This window comes from Desulfurispirillum indicum S5 (assembly GCF_000177635.2).
GTDB classification, from domain to species: Bacteria; Chrysiogenota; Chrysiogenetes; order Chrysiogenales; family Chrysiogenaceae; genus Desulfurispirillum; species Desulfurispirillum indicum.
Map to the genome: position 1 here is coordinate 1,018,152 of NC_014836.1, position 15,565 is coordinate 1,033,716.

Genomic DNA, 15,565 nt, shown 5'->3' on the forward strand with positions numbered 1-15,565 from the left:
AACACTGGCGCTCCTGCTGAAAAACCGCTGGGTGGCCGTGAATGGCCAGCTCCTTTGAAGGGCTCGGGGCAAGCGGCTATATGGTAATGGTAAAGCGCGCTCCGCAGGCGGTATTCTCCACCCGCAGGGTTCCGTCCATGCTCTTCTCGATGATCTCCTTGGCCATATAGAGGCCGATACCGGTGCCCTGCCCCGGTGCCTTGGTGGTGAAGTAGGGTTCGAAAACCTTTTCCATGGGCTCTGCCCGGATGCCACCGCCATTGTCCTCTATGCTCAACACACATCTTCCGTTGCTTCCGGCAACCGTAACCACGATCAGGGGCTCAGCAACCTTTCGCTCCAGCAGCACATCCTTGGCGTTATTCAGAATATTCAGCAGAACCTGGGCGTACTCGTTGGGATAGCCGGAGGTACTGCACGCCGTGCCTTCTTCATGGTGGTCCATTCGTATCTGTATATTATGGTTGGCGAAACTGGCTTCCACCATACTGAGGGAGCGCTGAAGCACCTCGTAGGGACAGAAGGCCACCTTTTCGCGGTCGGGTTTGAAGAAGTTGCGGAAGTCGTCGATGGTACGGGACATGTACTCGATGGCTTCCGTCGCCTTGGCCGCCAGCTGGTCAAAGTACTCATCGCTGAGCTGCCCGAAGTCACGGGCGTCCTGGATCTCCTCAATGGTCGTCATCAGGGAGGTCAGGGGCTGGCGCCACTGGTGGGCGATATTGCCGATCATCTCCCCCATGGCGGCCTGGCGGGACTGGGCCAGCAGCATCCGGTCCTTTTCCTGCAACTCCTCATGGGAGCGTATGCGCTCTGTTATATCATAGCAGGTACCAATATAGCCCACGAAATTCCCGTTGAGGTCATAGAGGGGACGGCCAACGTCCAGGATATGCCGGTACTCGCCACTGCGGTGCAGCATGCGATACTCCAGCTTGAAGTCCGTGCGAACGGTAAACGCCTGCCAGTAGCTGCGCTGGTACTCCTCTATATCGTGGGGATGTATGACCTGCTCTATGGTGGCGCCATTCTGAAGGGTCGTTCCGGCGGGCACAAACGCAAGCCAGGTGCTGTTGAAGTAATCAAAATGGCCGCTGGCATCGGCCCGCCATACCATGGTGGGGAAATTATCCAGGATGGAGAGGTAGAAGTTGTGGGCCCGGAGCAGATCGGTCTCCACCTCCTTGCGCTCGGTGATATCCCGACTGACGGCCAGTACCGAGTCAAAACACAGGGTCTGGTCGCCGGGCAGCAACTGGCAGGCCATGTCCAGCTCCGGCGTGATACGGCACTCAAAGTACTGCAGGCCAGCTATTCCAAAGCGGCTGAATTCGACATTCACCGGGGTGCCCAGACGAAAGACTTCCATGATCGCATCTTCCAGCAGCTCACGTAACTCCACGGAATAGTCCATCTGGCCCATGGTTTTCCCCACATAATCGTCGGCCGGACGTCCAAAGGCGTACTCCACGGCTGAGTTCACGTAGAGAAAGCGACACTGCTGGTCAAAGCGCTGAATAAGATCGGGCGTGTTTTCCACCAGGGCGCGGTACTGCTGCTCCTGCCGACGCAGCTGCTGCAGGGCAATTTCGCGATCGGTGACATCCCGTACCATGGCCATGAATCCACCCCGGCCCAGCTGCGGATGCTGCATGGGGCTGACCAGGGCGCTGAAAAAGCGCGTGCCATCTTCCGTCTCCAGGGTATACTCAATAAAAGCCGGCAGGCCGTCATCGCTGAGTTTCTTCATGGCCTGCTCAACCTTGGCAACGATCCCGGAGGGCATGACATCCCGATAACTCTTTCCCAGAAAGGCTTCAGGCGGCATCAACAGCCGGGCCGAGTTGGGCGCGTGATACTCCACGATACGGCCGCGATTATCGAAGACGAAGATGAGATCCTGGATGGAGTTGATCAGGGCTGAGAGCTTGGATTCGCGTTCCTGCAGTGCCAGGCGGGCACGGCGGCGGTTGCGTCGCAGGCGAATCAGCAGCGCGATGATAAAGAGCTGAGCGACTGCCACCGCGGCAGTGGCACTGACAATGAGCGTCCACTGGCGATGAACGGTCCGGGTTGCCAGCTGGTAGTCGGTGATATCATGGGCCACGCCGAAAAAACTCTGGTTTTCCGGATCATACTGGCCATAGGAGCGAATATGCATAACTGTGCCATCGGGACGCTGCAGTTCAAAGCTCACATCGTAGTCAATGCCACGCTCCATCAGATCCCGGCGCGCCTGCTCCATGACACCGTGATACCGGGGCAGGATCATGGCCTGGATGACCGTGAAGGGCCAGACTTCGCGCTCGTCAAGCCCAAGCAGCGTGGCGGCCCCATGGGAAAAGCGATACTCCATGCGTGCCATATCCAGAGTCCAGTAACCAAAACCGGCCACCTGCTCGGCATGGCGCAGGCGCGCTTCACTTCGGGCCAGCTCCTCAAGCACGTCGGTGCGCCGCGAGGCGTCGTGGATAATGGAGAAAAGTACCGTGCGTCCGTCCAGAACCACGGGCGAGGAGTGCACCTCCACGGTGCGCACCTCTGCGCTGGCCAGGCGATGGCGGAAAAAGAAGTAGCTGCGCCGCTCACTGGCAGCCAGCTTGCGTTCCCGGCGAACTTCCTCGGCACTGAGGGTGTTGATCTGCTGGATATTCATGCGCCGCAACTGGTCGCGGCTGTAGCCATAGAAGTTCACAGCTGCGCGGTTCGCGTCCAGGATTTCACCGCTGTCGGCGTCAATCAGAAGCATGACAACGGTATGGCCCTGGAACAGCTCCGCGTCAAAGACCTTTTCCGCTGCCACAGGCCAAGACCAGAGCAGTATGAGACAAAAGGCGGCGAGCACATGCCTTATGGCACACCTGGAGAGCAGGGTATTCACGTTTCGCACTCCCGAAACAACAGATTGTCGGCGCCAACCTGAATGCCCTGCTGGAATGCAGCCAAGGCGACAGGACGCGTTCAGGCATTAATCAAAGGCGAAATCCGCCCACACCGGGTCGTGGTCGGAAGAGCGCCAGGGCTCATCGCTGCGACTGTGCTGCGGATTCTGGTAGGAGAGGAAGGGTGGCTCATCGACGTTAATATGCCAGATGCCGCCTCCCCGCGCCAGATCGTTCAGCGCAGAACTCCTGAAAATATAGTCCAGTGTGCCTGACTGACCAAAAAAAATATAGGTATAGTTTTGTGTCTGCCTGTCAAACGCCCCCAGGCTGTTGACCATGCCCGCCTCCTGCAGCAGGCGCACCGGATCTTCCCGACCATAGGCATTCAGATCGCCGGCAATCAGAAAGCGGGACTCTGCCGGACTGCCCAGCTGCTGCAACAGCATGCGGGCCTGCTGCGTCCGCTGGAGATTCCAGCACCCCTGCCCCAGATCCACATCGCCTTCGGCAGGACAGCGGGTCTTGGACTTGAAGTGCACCCCGATGACGCTGAAACGCTGATCACTTCCTCTGTCGCGAAAGTGACCCACAACGGGATGACGCTGAAAAACTCCGTCAACAAGGGAGTCGACCCCCATCAGTTCAAGGCGCTTGCGGTCATAGACCAGCACCACCTGAATGGCATCGCTGCCGGGATCGGGCCCCGCGATCACCCTATACTCCCGTGAATCGGATTGCGTACGGCTCACCCACTGCTGCCAGTCCTGCAGCGCACGGGGATGGTTCTCCATCTCCATCAGGGCAACCACATCGGCATCAAGGCCGTGGAACGCTGCCAGCAGCCTGGAGCGCTGCCGCTGCAGTTCACGCTGGTTCGAGGCGCCGCGCCGCCCCGGAGTGACAAAGTAGTTTTCCATGTTGAAGGTCGCCACCCGCAGATGTCCAGGTTCGGGGGCCGGAGGCGGGGCCGGACGCGGATTATCATCACGGAACTGTGGTTCCTGCACCGGATGCAGACGATATTCATCAAAGGCGTGGGTCAGTATTCCCTTCACCCCTTCGGGCAGCGTCGTCCCCACCCGGCGTGTGCCCAGGGCATCCAGATAGGGGACAGGGTCAGGATAGGCGCGGTAACTGCCATCATCCAATATGATACTGCGATGGTGATTGGCGTCCTCATCAATTGCAGAATGCTGCGTGGGACGAATCAGGCGACCCTCGCTGGAGAGCAGGAGGCTGCCATAGCGCAGCAGATCAAAATTACTGGTGACGGTCAGGGGGCCGGGGATATGCACCAGCAGGTCCGTATAGTCGGCGCGCTGCGCGGCAGGAAGGGGCAGGGCAAAGGGGACAGGCACCAGTTCCACCATTCCGCAGGATTGCAGCTGCTGCGGCTCAGTCAGCTGTATATTCCCCCGGAAGCGGCTGACCGTGGCCTGCAGCTGGATATGCGCACCGCGCCGGAGCAGCTGCTGCTGATCACCGCTGAGGCGCGGCGCATAGACAAAGATGCCCGCAGGCAGCTGGCCTTTGCGGGCTGATGGTTGCTGCAGATAAAATCCACCCAGCTGGTCACGACCGGTGAACACCCCGCTGACGACACCATCAACCCGCACACTGCGGTTGATGGTTTGCTCCGACTGCGCCTTTACCTCCGCCAGGGATGCGGTGGAAGGAAGCGGGCACGCCGAAGCGAATGCGTTCAGGAACAGCGCAAGGATGGCACCCCATATCACAGAAATCCGCATGAAATTCACCGCGCCTAATAAATTTATTGCAAACTTTACCGCTTTTCCGTACAGTACCGCCACACTCAATCACGGGAGGGCCATATGCAGGTATTCCATCACCATATATACGAATTCAAAAAGGGCCTGCGCAACCTGATTCTTCATACCGCGCCAGCTACCCACCGCTCATTGGTCATCAAAAAACTGGAGCACCACGGCATCGACTACCTCATCTACGACCAGGCTCCGGGAAAGATAAACATCTTTTTCGGCGATCCTTCCTGCATCCAGGTGCTGCGCCTGATCGGCAAGCAGAGCCTCAACCACTTCACCCTTGAAGAGGACTTCATGCTGGGCATCATGCTCGGTTACGACCGTAAAAAGCAGTGCGAACGATATATCACCCGCAGCGCCAAGGCCCAGGCGGTACAGGAACTGACGGGCTGACTCCGGACTACCGGGAGCCCACCGGCCCCGGATAGCCCAGCCGCTTCAGGGTTACCTTGATGTCTTCGGAATCAAAGGCGGTTTTGCAACAGCCACTCTCGGCGTAGGTTTCATATTCGTCCACCTGCATCAGCAGGGTTTCCACGATCTCTTCCCGGTCGCCATAGGTATCGGGACTCTCGGCAATGGACTTCACCGGTCCATAGAGAAAATCGGGAAACTCCCCCGCATCAGAACGGCGTTGCAGAGCTGCGCGCAAATCTTCAAACACACTCATCGTCACTCTCCTTTGTTCATTACTTGCTTCCACTGCTGCACCACCGACGGCCAGTCCACGGGCGGTGTCAGGTGACACCAGGCCAGGCGAATGGCCGTGGCGACTCGCTTTTCCGAAAGCCCCATGGCGTGCAGCACGTGGCTCGGCTCTGCCGTATGGGCGGTACAGGCCGAACCGCTGGAAATGGCGATATGCTCCTTGACGATCCGGACAGCTTCCATGGTGGGAACGCCGGGCAGGGAGATATTCAGCGTGTGGGGCAAGCAGTACTGCGGGTCGCCATTTATGTGGTACGTAAGCCCCTGCAAGCCCGCGAGAACCTGACGGCGAAATGCTTCACAGGCAGAGTGGCGCTGTTGTTCCTGGCGTACAGCCATGCTGGCGGCCGTTCCGAATCCGGCGATCAGGGGAACCGCCAGGGTTCCAGGGCGCAGGCCCTGTTCCTGGCCACCTCCAAACTGCAGGGGTTGCAGCGGCGGACAACTCCCCCCGCGCCTGCGGGCAATCAGGGCTCCAACTCCCTTGGGGCCAAATATTTTATGGGCACTGGCGCTGATCATGTCGATACGTGGGTGCTGCAGGCTCACCAGCTCTTTGCCAAAACCCTGGGCAGCGTCCACGTGGAAAAAGGCGTCATGGCCCTCCAGTACAGTGGCAATTTCTTCAACGGGTTGACGGATTCCCGTCTCATTGTTGACTTGCATGACAGAGACCAGCAGAGTGTCAGGGCGCAACGCCGCAGCTGCGTTTTGGGCGCTCACCCGTCCGCTGGAATCTGCGGGGAGAATGGTAAGAGAGAATCCCCGCGATGCCAGATATTCCATGGGCTCCAGCACCGACTTGTGCTCCAGCGCCGTGGTCACCAGGTGGCGTCTGCCCGTCGCAAGGCCATAGTCGGCGAGTCCCAGTACAGCCAGGTTATTGGCCTCCGTGGCACCGCTGGTGAAAATAACCTCATCGCGTCGCGCCCCAACCACCCGCGCCACCTGTGTCCGGCCTGTTTCCACAGCCATGCGGGCGCCTTCGCCATACTGGTGCACCGGACTGGCCGCGTTTCCGTATTCTTCCTCCATATAGCGCTGAATAACGCTCTGCACCCTGGGCTCCAGGGGGGTGGTGGCGTTGCAGTCCAGATAGACGGTCACAGGGGCCTCCTCAAGGGAAAGTCAAGTTCCGGGGTCGGGATTACCGATCCCCACTCTATCAGATTGTATGGCGATTGACAAAAGCGAAAGCAAAACTTGCCTATTGATTTACTTTACTTTATAACGTCAGCCAGCAGAGATTCTCGTTTTCGCCTGTGGCAATGGAAAACCCACAGGTGCAAGGCGCCCGCAGAGCAAGGAGTGGCGAGCACTGCCTGTACTGTCACAACGGGCGGTGGCGGGCAAGCCGCAGATGGGGATTTTTCAGCAGCCTGCTAAGACACTGAACCAGGGGGAAATAATGGCGTGTGTTTCATCCAAGGGAGCCTATGGGCTGGCGGCTATGCTTTACCTGGCGCAGCATGCTGACAAGCTTATCCAGATACGGGATATCGCCAAAAACGGCGGCATCCCCCAGAATTACCTGGAGCAGCTGCTGGTACAGCTGAAAAAGAATGGCTTTGTGGAAAGTACCCGCGGAGCAGGGGGCGGATATCGCCTGGCCATGGAGCCCAAGGATATCACCATCTATCAGATTCTCGAGGCCCTGGAGGGTGAGCTGTGCGCCAATCGTTACGATGTGGACAACAAGGCTCTGGAATTCTTCTGGGACGACATCCGTCGGAAAATCCAGGAGGTGTTCGGACAGACCCTGGCTGATCTGGTGGATCTGAGCGAAAAAATGGAATCCAACACCATGTACTACATCTAGGGGGTGGCCGTGAAAATTCACTATAATATTACAGAATTGATAGGCAATACTCCCCTGCTGAAACTCAACCGCGTCGATGGTGCCGCCAACGCCATGGTTCTGGGCAAATGCGAATTCCTCAATCCCACCGCTTCTGTCAAGGATCGCATCGGCTACAGCATGATTGACGCCGCCATTGCCAGCGGCATGATCAAAAGCAGCCGAACGACTATCATCGAGCCTACCAGCGGCAATACGGGCATCGCCCTGGCCAGCATCTGCGCCTCCATGGGGCTGAAGCTGATCCTCACCATGCCTGACTCCATGAGTCTGGAGCGGCAGAAACTGCTGCGCGCCCTGGGAGCCTCCCTGGAACTGACCCCCTCTGAACTGGGAATGAAAGGGGCAGTGGATCGCGCCATGGAGCTCAGTCGGGAAATTCCCGACGCTATCGTGCTCCAGCAGTTCAACAACAAGGCTAACCCCAAGGTTCACCGCGCCACAACTGCCGAGGAAATCTGGCGCGACACCGAGGGCAAGGTCGATATCTTCGTGTGCGGTGTCGGCACTGGCGGAACCATTTCCGGCGTGGCCGATGTGCTGAAAGCCCGCAAGCCGGATGTCCGGATCGTTGCCGTTGAGCCCCAGGGCTCAGCTGTCCTGCAGGGTGGCAAACCCGGCGCCCACAAACTTCAGGGTCTTGGTGCCGGCTTCATCCCCAAGGTGATGGACATGAGCCTGATCGATGAGGTCATCAGCGTCAGCGATGAAGACGCTCTTGCCATGACCCGCCAGCTGGCCAGTCTCGAAGGTGTACTGGTGGGAATCTCTTCGGGTGCCAATGTCCATGCTGCCCTCCAGGTTGCCCACCGCCCAGAAAATGCCGGCAAGGTCATCGTGACCATGCTCACCGATACCGGGGAGCGCTATCTCAGCGCCAACGTATTTGACTGACATTCACCCGGAAATTTCTGCACTTACCAGTGATATCGCTTTTTGCCCCCTGGCCGTTATGCTACATTGATGCTGTACGCTCATTCCGAGAGAGGGACCCATGCTACGCATTCTGCGCGACTGGTATGATGATCACTTTTCCAACCCCCAGGTAGCCATACTGGCCATTGCCCTGATTATCGGCTTCAGTGTCGTGATCTTCATGGGCAATATACTCATGCCCTTTTTCGCAGCCATCATCATTGCCTACCTGCTGGATGGACTGGTGCAGAAGCTGTGCCGGCTGGGAATTCCCCATACCCCCGCGGCCATCCTGGTCTTCGTGGTGTTCATGGGCGCTTTCCTGTTCCTGCTCTTTGCCATCGTCCCCATGATTGCCCGCCAGCTCACCCAGCTGGCCCGCGAAATGCCGCTGATGATTAACATGGGACAACAGGCGCTGATGCGCCTGCCCGAGATGTATCCCGAGTTTATCAGCCAGCAGCAGGTGCGCAACTATATCAACCTGATGACCAGCGAAGTGGGGAAGTTCAGCCAGCAGATCCTCTCCTGGTCACTGGCTTCTGTCACCAGCATCATCGCCTTCCTGGTCTACCTGATCCTCGTGCCTCTTATGGTCTTCTTCTTCCTGAAGGACAAGGAGCACCTGATCCAGTGGTTCAGCAGCTTCCTGCCGGAGAATCGGCCCCTCATGAATCTGGTGTGGTCCGAGGTCAATATCAAGATCGCCAGCTATGTGCGCGGCAAGGCCATGGAAATCATCATAGTCTGGGCTATCAGCTACGCCACCTTTGCCATCATGGGGCTGGACTTTGCCCTGCTGCTGGCCATGCTGGTGGGCATCTCCGTGCTGATCCCCTACGTGGGCGCCACGGTGGTGACGATCCCCATCGCCTTTATCGCCTATGTGCAGTGGGGCTTCACCTCACAGTTCGCCTACCTGATGATCGCCTATGCCATTATCCAGTTTTTTGACGGCAATATCCTCGTGCCCATCCTCTTCTCCGAAGTGGTCAACCTGCACCCCATCGCCATTGTCACCTCGATCCTCGTCTTCGGCGGTCTGTGGGGTTTCTGGGGGATATTCTTCGCCATACCCCTGGCGACGCTTATCCAGTCCATTATCGGTGCCTGGCCCAACAAGGAGGTCATTCAGGAGCAGGAAGGACTCGCCCAGGAAGAGTCGCCGCCCGCTTCATGATCTGATTCGCCAGATCATTGAAAACAAAGAAGTGGGCGGGCACCATCAGATACCAGTAGAGCCGCCCCCACAAACCGCTGGGATAGAAGTAGGCCGTCTGCAGCAACTGCCCGTCATCCACCACGAACTCCAGCCACGCTTTTCCGGGAACCTTCATCTGGGCCATCAGTAACAGGCGCCGATTTTCCTGCAGATCCACCACCTTCCAGAAGTCCAGGCAGTCGCCCACCCGCAGATCGCACATCTGGCGACGCCCACGCCGCAGACCCACGCCTCCCAGCACCTTGTCAATCAGCCCCCGCAATCCCCACAGCCAGCTGAAACGAAACCAACCTGTCTCACCACCTACCGTGGTGAAGGAAGCGAAGACCTGCCCCGGAGTGCAGCTTCCCAGCTGGCGCACGCGTCGATCCACAAAGACCGCATGGGCAATACCTTCCACCATGGAAGCCTCCGGCGCACGGCCCCAGGCATCGGACCAGCGGCTGACAACCTGATCACGCTCTATTTCGGCAATAGCGCGGCGCACCGCCTCTTCATAGGAAAGAGGCACGCTGGCAAAAAGCCGGCTGGCCTCATCATTGCGCACCAGCACCTCGGAACCCAATCCATCGATGAGGGCGCGGGCCACCGGATAGGGCACTGGTGTAAACAATGCCAGCCAGTAGGAAGAAAGGCGTGGCGTCAACAGGGGAACAGGAATCAGCAAGCGCCTGAGTCCCATGACCCGGGCGGTGGCCAGCATCATCTCTCCATAACTCATCACTTCGCTGCCGATATCAATCACGCGGTTACCCGCCACCTCCAGGCTGGCCGCCTGCCCTAAGAAAGCAATCACATCGTCCACCGCAATGGGCTGAGCTTTTGTACTGACCCAGCGTGGCGTCACCAGCACCGGCAGCTTCTGCACCAGGTTACGGATAATTTCAAAGCTGGTGGAACCGGAACCGATAATCACCCCGGCACGAAACCACAGGGTCTGTACATCGTCAGGGCAGCTGGAAAGAATCTCCCCGGTCTCTATGCGGCTTACCAGATGCTCACTGGCCTGATCCTTGTCTCCCAATCCTCCAAGGTAAATGATGCGCCTGACCCCCGCCGCAATCGCAGCAGCACGAAAATTCTCCGCCCCCTGCCGATCAAGCTCTTTGAAGCGTTCTCCGGCTGCCAGGGAATGCACCAGATAGTAGGCAACATCCACACCCTGCAGCGCAGAAGTCAGCGTCTGGGGCTTCAGCACGTCGCCCTCCACCACCTCGCAGTCATCCAGAGCATCCTGGGAAATGGAAGCCCGGTGCCGCACCATCAAACGCAGCGAACCAGAGTGCTGCGCCTGCAACCAACGCTTCAGCCGCCGCCCGATATACCCATTGGCACCCGTCAACAAAACTCGCATGGCCACCCCCGATCTTCTGCCGACAGCATAGCATGAACCAAAGCGCTGATAACAGGGAATCTGAGCACCTTGCCCCATGAAGCCGCAGGTATTCACTATTATTTCAATCAATTTACTTGACTTTATTTTTCTCCACTCTATACTGCGCTCAACACAAAGGGAGAGCGAAATGCCAAAACAGCGGACACCTATCAGGATACTTTTCATCACAGCCCTGGCACTCTTGGCATGGGCACCGGCACAATCCCGGCCTGTCACACTGCTGAACGCCTCCTACGACCCAACCCGGGAGTTCTATCGTGAATACAATCAGTACTTTGCCCGCCAGTGGCAGAAGCAGACAGGGCAGTCCATAACCATCCGTCAGTCCCACGGTGGCTCCGGCTCCCAGGCCCAGGCAGTCATCAACGGGCTGGACGCCGATGTGGTGACCCTGGCCCTGGCCTATGATGTGGATGTGCTAGATCAGCGAGGGGCACTGATTCCCCAGAACTGGCAGGAACGCCTGCCTGGCAACTCATCCCCTTACACTTCCACCATTGTGCTGCTGGTGCGGGCGGGTAACCCCAAGAACATTCAGGACTGGGACGACCTGATCCGCGACGACGTGCAGGTGATTACCCCCAACCCCAAAACCTCCGGTGGTGCCCGCTGGAACTATCTGGCGGCCTGGGGCTTTGCCGAGAAAAAATATGGCCGCCAGGAGAAGGCGCGGGAATTCATGGAAAAGCTCTTTGCCAATGTTCCGGTGCTTGATCCAGCGGCCCGCGGCGCCACCAACACCTTTGTCCAGCGTCGCATCGGCGATGTGCTGCTGGCCTGGGAGAACGAAGCCCTGCTGGTGCAGGAGCGGCTGGGTCGTGGTCAATACGAAATCGTGGTGCCTTCGGTCAGCATCCTGGCCGAACCCCCGGTAGCTGTGGTGGATCGCAATGTGGATCGCAAGGAAACCCGCACCGTGGCAGAAGCCTACCTGGAGGGACTCTACAGCGACGAAGCCCAGCGGTTGGCGGGCAAGCACTCCTACCGCCCCTCCAACCCCAAGATAGCCGCCGAATTTGCCGACCGCTTCCCGGCCGTGAACTTCTTTACCATCGATGGGATGTTCAACGGCTGGCAGAACGCCCAGGAGACCCACTTCAACGATGGTGGAGTATTTGATGACATCCAGGAAAGGATCGCCCGCAATCGTCGCCGCTAGCAGGCTTCTGAAAAACCCCCATCTGCGGCGTTGCTCGCAGTCGCTCGTCATTGCAACGTACAGGGAGTACGCTTCATTCCTCACTCCGCGAGCGCCTTGCACCTGAGCATTTTTCAATTGCCTGCTGGCTTTTGAAGTAATTTTCATGGCCACCGGATTTTCCAGCAGGAGCGCCAGTGTTCCGAGAGCGAGCCCGGATGGCGAGCGGCAGAGACGTAGGTCCTCGGACGAAAGCGAGCGTCTCTGGGAGGAGTGCTGGCGCGAGTGCCAATACACCATGAATAGGTACAACTAAAGGAACATTACCCCATGAAACGCTTCCGACAACCCAGCATACTGCCCGGTTTCAACCTGACCATGGGATTCTCCCTGCTCTACCTGACCTTCATCTTCTTTATCCCGGTGGGGGGACTGCTGCTCTACACGAGCATGATGAGCTGGGAGGAGTTCTGGCGGGCCGTGAGTCATCCCCAGGTAGTGGCATCCTACAAGCTCTCCTTCGGGGCATCCCTGGCCGGTGCCTCCATCAACCTGGTCTTTGGTGCCCTGGTGGCCTGGGTGCTGGTGCGTTACTCCTTTCCCGGCAAGCGCATCGTGGATGCCCTCATCGACCTGCCCTTTGCCCTGCCCACCGCCGTGGCGGGCATCGCCCTGGTGACCCTCTACTCCGGCACCGGCTGGGTGGGGCAGTACCTGGAAATCTGGGGCATCCGGGTGGCCTATACCCAGCTTGGCGTGGTGGTAGCCCTGACCTACATCGGCCTGCCCTTTGTGGTGCGCACCGTGCAGCCGGTACTGGAAGACTTTGAAGCGGAGCTGGAAGAGGCCTCAGCCGCTCTGGGAGCCTCCCGTACCACAACCATCCTGCGGGTGATTTTCCCCGCCCTGCTGCCCGCGCTGCTCACCGGCTTTGCCCTGGCCTTTGCCCGCGCCCTGGGAGAGTACGGTTCGGTGGTCTTTATCTCCGGCAACCTGCCCTATGCCACCGAGATCACGCCCCTGCTGATTGTGGCCAAGACCGAGCAGTACGACTATAACGGCGCTGCCGCCATTGGCACGGTCATGTTACTGGCGGCCTTTGTGATGCTGGTGGTGATTAATGGGTTGCAGTGGTGGGCCAGTCGGCGCTTCGGCCACTGACCGTTTGCTGAAGAAGGCTCATCTGCGGTGCTGCCTGCTATCAGCAGGAACGCCAGTGTTCCGAGAGCGAGCCTGGATGGCGAGCGGCAGAGACTTGAGCCACGGACGAAAGTGAATGTCTCTGGAAGGAACACTGGCGGGAGTGCTCCTGCACAACAGCCACACAATACCTAGACCACAGTGAAAGGCGAAATAATGACCACACTCACACCCACCCATATCCCCATAGACCCCGCCGCCCGCTGGAAGCGGGCCACGGAAGAGCCCGCCTGGGTGCGGCGCAGCCTGATTGCCGTGGCGCTGGGCTTTCTGGCGTTTTTCCTGGTGCTGCCCCTGGTGGTAGTGCTCTACAGCGCCTTTGAGCAGGGCCTGGGTGTCTGGTACGCCTCCATCACCGAACCCGACGCCCTGCACGCCATCCGCTTGACCCTGACCGTGGTTCTCATCGTCGTCCCCGTCAATGTGGTCTTCGGAGTCGCCATTGCCTGGGCCATCGCCAAGTTCGAGTTTCGCGGCAAGCCCCTGCTGATCTCCATCCTCGACCTGCCCTTTGCCATTTCACCCGTGGTGGTGGGCCTGATCTTTGTCATCCTCTTCGGCTCACAGGGCTGGCTTGGCAGCTGGCTCAGCGCCCACGACCTGCGCATCATCTACGCCGTGCCAGGCATCGTCATCGTCATCGCCTTCGGCACCCTGCCCTTTGTGGCCCGTGAACTCATCCCCCTGATGCAGCAGCAAGGCAAGCAGGAAGAAGAGGCCTCCCTCATTCTGGGGGCCGGAGGCTGGAAAACCTTCTGGCACGTGACCCTGCCCAACATCAAGTGGGGACTCATCTACGGCATCATCCTCTGTAACGCGCGCGCCATGGGGGAATTCGGCGCCGTGGCCATCGTCTCGGGACGGATCCGGGGCGAAACCAACACCATGCCCCTGCACATCGAAGTGCTCTACAACGAATACATGTTCACCGCCGCCTTCGCCGTATCCTCCCTGTTGACCGGGCTGGCGCTGGTAACCATCGCCATTAAGAGCTTCGTGGAGTGGAGGGAGAGTCATGCAAACTGAGTTCAACGCAACCAACGATTCTTCAGCCCTCGCGCCAGTGTTCCGAGAGCGAGCCTGGATGGCGAGCGGCAGAGACTCGAGCCATGGACGAAAGGGAGTGTCTCTGGGAGGAATGCTGGCGCGAGGGCCATTACACCGTGAAGAGTTACCGTTGATCAACTTCAACATCGCAGGGACAGAACCATGAGCATACGCGTCACCAGCATTTCCAAAAAATTCCATGACTTTGTGGCTCTCGACAACCTGAGCCTGGAACTGCCCGAAGGCCAGCTGACAGCCCTGCTGGGACCATCGGGTTCCGGCAAGACCACCCTGCTGCGCATCATTGCCGGCCTGGAACTGCCCGACAGCGGCCAGATAGAGTTTTTCGGTCAGGATCAGACCAACCAGCACGTCAGCCAGCGGGGTGTGGGCTTTGTCTTCCAGCACTACGCCCTCTTCAAGCACATGAGTGTCTTCGAGAACGTCGCCTACGGCCTCAAGGTCAAACCGCGCCACGAACGCCCCGACAAGGCCACGATCCGCAAGAAAGTCATGGAGCTGCTGGATCTGGTACAGCTTGGCTCCACTGCCGACCGCTATCCAGCCCAGCTGTCCGGTGGACAGCGCCAGCGCATCGCCCTGGCCCGCGCCCTGGCGGTGGAACCCCGTGTACTGCTGCTGGATGAGCCCTTTGGCGCCCTGGACGCCAAGGTGCGGGCCGAACTGCGCAGCTGGCTGCGCCGCCTCCACGATGAAATTCACCTCACCAGCATCTTCGTCACCCACGATCAGGAAGAGGCCCTGGAAGTTGCCGACCGCATTGTGGTCATGAACCAGGGGAAGGTGGAGCAGGAAGGCAGCCCCGACGCCGTATACGAAAACCCCGCCAACCCTTTTGTGTACCAGTTCCTGGGCAATGTAAACCTCTTCCATGGCCGGGTGCGCTCAGGCCACCTGGAAGTGGAACAGGCTGACATCGGCCCCACCGATATGGAAAACGCACGGGCGCAGGACGACGAAGCCGCCGTCTATGTGCGGCCCCACGACGTGGAAATCACCCTGCAGAACCCGGACCACACCGGCATCGAAGCGCGCATCACCTACCTGCGCTCCGTAGGCCCCGTCGTGCGGCTGGAGCTGCAGACCCTGCACAGCGGACGACTGGTGGAAGCCCACATGGGCCGTGAAGCCTGGCGCATCATCAAACCGGTGGTGGGAGACCGGGTGTTTGTGCACCTGCGCAATGCGCAGGTGTATGCCAAGGAGGGGGTGTGGGGTGACTATGTCATTTAACTTCTTCCAGGGTGAATTTCCGCGCCAGCGGCGTTGGCCGCGTCGGAAGCTCCTCAACGTATCAAGGCATACGCCTGCGTCGCTTCACTCCTTGCCGCCTTGCTGGCAACGCAAATTCCCCGCTGGAATTGCTGCGAATAAAGTGAGTTCAGAGTGTA

13 protein-coding genes are annotated in these 15,565 nt (G+C 59.0%); 8 read left to right on the plus strand and 5 right to left on the minus strand.

Annotated features, from left to right (window positions below; genetic code table 11):
* Positions 1-76 precede the first annotated feature (76 nt).
* Both SELIN_RS13810 and SELIN_RS04850 read right to left on the minus strand, forming a co-directional pair.
* Complete coding sequence (locus SELIN_RS13810) at positions 77-2,803, minus strand: PAS domain S-box protein (RefSeq protein ID WP_156788021.1); 2,727 nt, start codon at positions 2,801-2,803, stop codon at positions 77-79.
* A gap of 165 nt (positions 2,804-2,968) precedes the next feature.
* Positions 2,969-4,633 carry an ExeM/NucH family extracellular endonuclease gene (locus tag SELIN_RS04850; RefSeq protein ID WP_013505566.1) on the minus strand — a complete coding sequence of 555 codons (1,665 nt, stop codon included), beginning with the start codon at positions 4,631-4,633 and terminating at the stop codon, positions 2,969-2,971.
* An 84-nt stretch (positions 4,634-4,717) separates the two neighbouring features.
* Here SELIN_RS04850 and SELIN_RS04855 point away from each other — a divergent pair, with 84 nt between their 5' ends.
* Entirely contained in the window at positions 4,718-5,062 is a 345-nt protein-coding gene (locus tag SELIN_RS04855; protein ID WP_013505567.1) for a DUF2023 family protein, read from the plus strand.
* A gap of 7 nt (positions 5,063-5,069) precedes the next feature.
* Here SELIN_RS04855 and SELIN_RS04860 read toward each other — a convergent pair whose 3' ends face one another.
* Together SELIN_RS04860 and SELIN_RS04865 are read right to left on the minus strand one after the other, a co-directional pair.
* Positions 5,070-5,339, minus strand: coding sequence for a GSU3529 family protein (locus SELIN_RS04860; protein WP_013505568.1), 270 nt, complete (start codon positions 5,337-5,339; stop codon positions 5,070-5,072).
* Positions 5,340-5,341: 2 nt separating this feature from the next.
* Positions 5,342-6,484 (minus strand): aminotransferase class V-fold PLP-dependent enzyme, encoded by a 1,143-nt coding sequence (locus tag SELIN_RS04865; protein ID WP_013505569.1) that lies wholly within the window; start codon positions 6,482-6,484, stop codon positions 5,342-5,344.
* 301 nt (positions 6,485-6,785) lie between these two features.
* On the opposite strand from SELIN_RS04865, the gene SELIN_RS04870 reads away from it, so the two are divergent.
* From SELIN_RS04870 to SELIN_RS04880, 3 genes are all read left to right on the plus strand, one after another.
* Positions 6,786-7,196 (plus strand): RrF2 family transcriptional regulator, encoded by a 411-nt coding sequence (locus tag SELIN_RS04870; RefSeq protein ID WP_013505570.1) that lies wholly within the window; start codon positions 6,786-6,788, stop codon positions 7,194-7,196.
* A gap of 9 nt (positions 7,197-7,205) precedes the next feature.
* A complete protein-coding gene (cysK, locus tag SELIN_RS04875) occupies positions 7,206-8,129 on the plus strand; it encodes a cysteine synthase A (RefSeq protein ID WP_013505571.1) in 924 nt (307 codons plus the stop codon).
* Between the two features lie 100 nt (positions 8,130-8,229).
* Positions 8,230-9,330 carry an AI-2E family transporter gene (locus tag SELIN_RS04880; protein ID WP_013505572.1) on the plus strand — a complete coding sequence of 367 codons (1,101 nt, stop codon included), beginning with the start codon at positions 8,230-8,232 and terminating at the stop codon, positions 9,328-9,330.
* On the opposite strand, the gene SELIN_RS04885 is transcribed toward SELIN_RS04880, so the two are convergent.
* Positions 9,278-10,726: an SDR family oxidoreductase gene (locus SELIN_RS04885; protein WP_013505573.1), complete on the minus strand. Its 1,449-nt coding sequence runs from the start codon at positions 10,724-10,726 to the stop codon at positions 9,278-9,280. The genes SELIN_RS04880 and SELIN_RS04885 overlap by 53 nt on opposite strands.
* Before the next feature lie 169 nt (positions 10,727-10,895).
* On the opposite strand from SELIN_RS04885, the gene SELIN_RS04890 reads away from it, so the two are divergent.
* From SELIN_RS04890 to SELIN_RS04905, 4 genes are all read left to right on the plus strand, one after another.
* Entirely contained in the window at positions 10,896-11,927 is a 1,032-nt protein-coding gene (locus tag SELIN_RS04890; RefSeq protein ID WP_013505574.1) for a sulfate ABC transporter substrate-binding protein, read from the plus strand.
* 309 nt (positions 11,928-12,236) lie between these two features.
* Positions 12,237-13,067 (plus strand): sulfate ABC transporter permease subunit CysT, encoded by an 831-nt coding sequence (cysT, locus tag SELIN_RS04895; protein ID WP_013505575.1) that lies wholly within the window; start codon positions 12,237-12,239, stop codon positions 13,065-13,067.
* 195 nt (positions 13,068-13,262) lie between these two features.
* Positions 13,263-14,132, plus strand: a complete 870-nt coding sequence (gene cysW / locus SELIN_RS04900; protein ID WP_013505576.1) for a sulfate ABC transporter permease subunit CysW — start codon at positions 13,263-13,265, stop codon at positions 14,130-14,132.
* A 183-nt stretch (positions 14,133-14,315) separates the two neighbouring features.
* The gene (locus tag SELIN_RS04905; RefSeq protein ID WP_013505577.1) at positions 14,316-15,407 is read left to right on the plus strand and encodes a sulfate/molybdate ABC transporter ATP-binding protein; all 1,092 of its coding nucleotides are present in this window, start codon (positions 14,316-14,318) and stop codon (positions 15,405-15,407) included.
* Positions 15,408-15,565: the final 158 nt, after the last annotated feature.